This is a genomic window from Bacteroides coprosuis (assembly GCF_020741705.1).
Classification (GTDB): domain Bacteria; phylum Bacteroidota; class Bacteroidia; order Bacteroidales; family Bacteroidaceae; genus Bacteroides_E; species Bacteroides_E coprosuis.
This window is the reverse complement of the sequence record NZ_DYYK01000026.1, coordinates 1-4,489: the sequence shown is the minus strand read 5'-3', so window position 1 is coordinate 4,489 and position 4,489 is coordinate 1. Positions and strand designations below refer to the sequence as shown.

At 36.5% G+C, this 4,489-nt stretch carries 5 protein-coding genes; 4 read left to right on the top strand and 1 reads right to left on the bottom strand.

Annotation, left to right across the window (positions count from 1 at the left end; all coding sequences use genetic code 11):
* The first annotated feature begins 179 nt into the window (after positions 1-179).
* The 4 genes from K8V80_RS01600 (at position 180) to K8V80_RS01585 (ending at position 3,583) form a co-directional block, all read left to right on the top strand.
* Entirely contained in the window at positions 180-899 is a 720-nt protein-coding gene (locus tag K8V80_RS01600) for a hypothetical protein (protein WP_006744929.1), read from the top strand.
* Positions 900-1,046: 147 nt separating this feature from the next.
* Entirely contained in the window at positions 1,047-1,577 is a 531-nt protein-coding gene (locus tag K8V80_RS01595) for a ferredoxin domain-containing protein (protein WP_276774971.1), read from the top strand.
* Positions 1,578-1,603: 26 nt separating this feature from the next.
* On the top strand, positions 1,604-2,662 hold the full coding sequence (locus tag K8V80_RS01590) for an agmatine deiminase family protein (protein WP_276774972.1): 1,059 nt from the start codon (positions 1,604-1,606) through the stop codon (positions 2,660-2,662).
* Between the two features lie 27 nt (positions 2,663-2,689).
* On the top strand, positions 2,690-3,583 hold the full coding sequence (locus K8V80_RS01585; protein WP_276774969.1) for a carbon-nitrogen hydrolase: 894 nt from the start codon (positions 2,690-2,692) through the stop codon (positions 3,581-3,583).
* 214 nt (positions 3,584-3,797) lie between these two features.
* On the opposite strand, the gene K8V80_RS01580 is transcribed toward K8V80_RS01585, so the two are convergent.
* Positions 3,798-4,489, bottom strand: a 692-nt coding sequence (locus tag K8V80_RS01580; protein WP_276774968.1) for a DNA helicase UvrD, incomplete at its 5' end; no start/stop codon positions are given.

The following is a 4,489-nucleotide window of genomic DNA, read 5'->3' as shown; positions in this document are numbered from 1 at the left end:
AAATACGTTTAAATATATATTAAACCTAGCCTTTAAGGTATATCGTTTCTTATTAAAAATAGAGATTGTAGTCACAGGCTGCAAATAAATATTCTACTTCAGAAAGTGGGCTATTCTCCTATTTTGCCTATCTTAAGGAAATCAAAATCTATATTCAATCTATAAGGTTTATATAAACTATGGAAAAGCAAACAACACAAGAGCAACTTTACGATGTATGGGTAAATAAGGTCTATGATTATCTCACTGCGGTAGGTCCTAAAATAGATCGATGTACTAGTGTACTTCAATCAAAACCCGTGCTGGATAATAATTTAGGAGTTGTGTTTCTAGGCTTCGGCCCTACTGGAGATGTTAATTATGTCCATGTAGATAAAAAACGTTTTTATTATGGTAGCCCCTTTTTCTTAACGGATAAGAACGAATGGAGGGTGTGGACTAAGCTCTACGAAGCTTTCGACCAAATAAAATACCTTAATCCTCTTACTGAAGGAAATTATCAATTTATGAATGCTACTTATTTTTGTGCGGAAAATACAGCCAAACTCAAAGATGAATTAAAGCTTCTGGAAGTTGATATACGCTATGAAGATGTTCAAAAACAATGCTTGGAGTTTACTAGCGAACTCATTCACCACATTCTCAAACCGAAATGTATTGTTTGTTTCTCGGTAAAAGACTGTTACAATCCTCTTAAGGCACAGTTTAAGTTTGACAAAGAGGAAGTTCTTACTCCTACAAATAAAGATAAAAAGCCCAACAAGCATATCATTAATAAAGCTCTATGGGGAAAGATTCCTGTATATGGTATGACTCATCCTTCTGCTGCCATCAGCAATGAAGATTGGGATGGAATCGTTCGGGTATTCAAAAAAGAAATGGAACAACTGGGTATCTAAAATAATATATTATATATCGTTTTGCCTATTTAAAGTACAAAATCATCTCAAAAGGGTGATTTTGTACTTGTTTTTTGACCTATCCTTTTAGAGAAGAGGGTTTAAATCTTTATATTTGTTCTACCAACTAAGATAAAGTATAGAATTATGATACTAAATGAAAGAGACAATAGAAAAGAAAGAGCTCTAGATGTAGCGTATAAAATGATTAATGCTGCCCGTACAGCCCCCAAAACGAAAGGAGCAGACTTGATAGAAACGGCTATTGTTACTGGAGAAAATATTCAAGAATTGTCTGAAGAGATGCTCTACCTAGAATACAGAGGCGGTAAGTATCAATTTGATAGAGATTCAGCTAACATTCTACAGGCTGAATGTGTTGTCTTAATAGGTACAAAGGAAAAAGAAATGGGACTAAATTGCGGACATTGTGGATTTATAACATGTGGCAGTCGGTCTAGTGAAGTTCTCTGCGTATTCAATAGTGTTGATGTGGGTATAGCAGTTGGTTCTGCATGTGCCATGGCTGCTGATATGCGTGTAGATACTCGTGTGATGTTCTCGGCTGGATTGGCCGCTCAAAAGCTCAATTATCTACCAGGCTGCTCCATGCTGATGGCTATACCGATAAGTATATCTTCAAAGAATCCTTTCTTTGATAGACAACCTAAGAAATAAGATATATAGTATAATAGATTAAAATGATGTCATTGTTAAAAGACAATTCTGCAGTTTCTAAAACTGCTTTTTTACCGGCTGAATGGTTTCCTCAAAGTGGAGTTCAACTTACTTGGCCTCATGCTGGGACAGATTGGTCGCATATGCTCCATGAAGTGGAAGCTTGTTATATTCAGCTAGCGCGTGAAATAGCGAAGAGAGAATTATTACTAATCGTAACTCCCGAAGTTCAACAAGTTTCCAACTATCTAGAAAGAGCACATATTAATATGAGTAATGTTCGTCTTTTTGAATGTGAAACAAATGATACTTGGGCTCGTGATCATGGTTTTATCACGATGATGGACGGAGATAAACCTCTTCTACTCGATTTTACATTCAATGGCTGGGGCTTGAAGTTTGCTTCTCATTATGATAACCAAATCAATCGGGAATTAGCAAAAGCCAAAGCTGTGCAAGGAGAATATGTCAGCTGCCTAGGCTATGTACTCGAAGGAGGCAGCATAGAAAGTGATGGTGAAGGTACAGTACTTACTACTTCAGAATGCTTACTCTCTCCCAATAGAAATGATCAGCTTGGTAAAACTGAGGTTGAAGAGTATCTCAAATCTACTTTCAACTTAAAACAAGTATTGTGGTTAGATCATGGTTACCTTTCTGGCGATGATACCGATAGCCATATTGATACTCTAGCTCGTCTTTGCTCTACAGATACAATAGTATATGTGAAATGTGAGAATGAAAAAGATGAGCATTATCAAGCACTTAAAAAGATGGAAGAGCAACTCAAAACCTTCCGCACTTTGCAAGGTAAACCTTATAAACTTATTGCTTTACCTATGGCAGATACAGTAATTTTCGATGAAGAAAGATTACCTGCTACTTACGCCAACTTCTTAATTATGAATGATTGTGTGCTGTACCCCACTTATAGTCAGCCTACTCACGATGAGGAAGCACGTATGGCCTTACAAAAGGCATTCCCCGAGAAAGAGATTATAGGTATAGAATGTAGCCCTCTGATTAAACAACATGGCTCCCTACATTGTATTACTATGCAGTACCCTAAAGGCGTATTGATTTAATTCAACAGATAGAAAAGATTTTAATATATGACTAAACAGAGAACAATAAACGTAGGTCTAGTGCAACAGTCCAATAGCTCGGATATCAAAAAGAATTTGATGAAATTGGCTAATAGTATTGCTGAGCTAGCTGGTAAAGGGGCTCAACTTATTGTGTTACAAGAGTTGCACAACTCTCTTTACTTTTGTCAAACAGAAGATGTTGATACTTTCGATTTAGCAGAAACAATTCCTGGACCTTCCACAGGTTTTTATGGAGAGTTGGCAGCTAAATACAAAGTGGTATTGGTTACTTCTCTTTTTGAAAAGAGAGCTCCTGGCCTTTACCATAATACTGCCGTTGTTTTCGATACGGATGGTACTATTGCAGGAAAGTATCGCAAGATGCATATTCCCGATGATCCTGCTTACTACGAGAAATTCTATTTCACTCCAGGAGATATGGGCTTTACTCCTATCCAAACCTCACTAGGTAAACTAGGTATTTTGGTCTGTTGGGATCAGTGGTATCCAGAAGCTGCCAGACTAATGGCTCTTCAAGGTGCAGAAGTCTTAATTTACCCTACAGCTATTGGTTGGGAAAGCTCTGATGCTGCCGATGAAAAGAAACGTCAGCTCGATGCTTGGGTGATTTCTCAAAGAGGTCATGCGGTGGCAAATGGATTACCCGTAATCTCTGTCAACCGTGTGGGACATGAGAAAGATCCGTCTAAGCAAACGAATGGTATTCAGTTTTGGGGCAACAGTTTTGTTGTAGGTCCTCAAGGTGAGTTCCTAGCTAAAGCGGGCAACGATAAAGATGAAAATCTGTTGGTAGAGGTGGATCTTACTCGTTCGGAAAATGTACGTCGTTGGTGGCCTTTCTTACGTGATAGAAGAATTGATGCTTACCAAGAGATAGTGAAAAGATATATCGACTAAAAAGCAAGATAAATTAAAGTAGGAGAAAATTAAAGTAGTTTTCTCTTACTTAGTTTGTGATTTAAACAGATAAATCAAGGGGTACAGCTCTATGAAATATAACTTATTACATTAATTATGAGTTGATACTACCTGAGAATAGTCAAAGCTCATAAAAAGTCATGCAATTCTTTTTGTAATATCGTAAATATACACAAGAAGAGAAGTACATTAATTATTGTTTGTATTTATCGGTAAATGTATGTGGTATATAGTATATATCCCTTTTTGCTCTTGTACATGCTACATAAAATTTATTCCGGGTTGACGGAGTCAGTTGATGGAGAGTGTGTTTTTTATATGCTCCGAGGGTTTTTTTATTCAGAACAATACATACATCTTGAAAACTGTCTAAACCTTTAGATTTACCCCAGTTTTCGGCGAAACAGGAGTACTTGCTAGCTTCTTGATAGAATAGTTTAACTTTTGTGTTATCATTAAAGAGAAAATCTGTTTCAGCTTGGTTATTAACTAAGGTAATTCTTGTGCTATCTTGCCTATGAGAGTTAATTTGAATATCTAATTGCTTTGTAACAAACTCGCAAGTTGCAGGAGAACATCTAAAGCTATTTGAAAGTGACGTTTCGTCAACAGTAATCCCTAAAGTCGACCATTTATTTTTGTATTTCTTGTAGTCTTTATATAACCCACTATTTACATTGCCATCACTACTGGTATCAAAAGTATGCTGATAGAAATCACCCACCAATAGACAATCAATAGTTGTAGGAATAATTGCTTGTATCAAGTTGAAATCATGCCCACCAAGATCTTGAACTTCATCAATCATGAAGTAATCATAGAACTTTTCTATACGTTCCTTAATCAAATTTGGACAAACTTCTATACACAATTTGGCAATTCTAT

What these genes read in the sequence shown, in the direction of transcription:
- K8V80_RS01600 (WP_006744929.1), top strand. Translation starts at nt 180, where the DNA reads ATGGAAAAGCAAACAACACAAGAGCAACTTTACGATGTATGGGTAAAT.
- K8V80_RS01595 (WP_276774971.1), top strand. Translation starts at nt 1,047, where the DNA reads ATGATACTAAATGAAAGAGACAATAGAAAAGAAAGAGCTCTAGATGTA.
- K8V80_RS01590 (WP_276774972.1), top strand. Translation starts at nt 1,604, where the DNA reads ATGTCATTGTTAAAAGACAATTCTGCAGTTTCTAAAACTGCTTTTTTA.
- K8V80_RS01585 (WP_276774969.1), top strand. Translation starts at nt 2,690, where the DNA reads ATGACTAAACAGAGAACAATAAACGTAGGTCTAGTGCAACAGTCCAAT.